This window comes from Pseudomonas sp. Kh14, from assembly GCF_900291005.1.
Lineage (GTDB): Bacteria > Pseudomonadota > Gammaproteobacteria > Pseudomonadales > Pseudomonadaceae > Aquipseudomonas > Aquipseudomonas alloputida.
Genome location: NZ_OLKJ01000236.1, coordinates 1 through 247, shown reverse-complemented (window position 1 = coordinate 247; position 247 = coordinate 1). Strand labels below are relative to the sequence as shown.

The window sequence follows — 247 nt, the reverse complement described above, 5'->3', positions numbered from 1 at the left end:
GCCTTCGTTCATCCAGCCGCGCATGGCAGGGTCCAGGGACAGGTAGAGGTTTTTCACCAGCACCTGGCCTTCGCCCGGCTCGGCGGCAGGGGCCTGCTCATAGGTGAAGTCGTCACGGCGCACGGCGCCGACCGGGCGCTTGGTCAGCAGGAAACGGCGGTTGGTGTGGGGCATGGCGAGTTCTCCTGAACGAACGAGTGTGAGGGGGGATGATCGGCGGGTTGAATGGGCCGCGTCACGCAAGATC

General features: G+C 65.6%; 1 pseudogene. It reads right to left on the bottom strand.

What is annotated here, in order from left to right:
* Window positions 1-174, bottom strand: a pseudogene (locus FQ668_RS27950) (NADP-dependent oxidoreductase); the annotation flags it as partial.
* Between the last annotated feature and the right edge of the window lie 73 nt (window positions 175-247).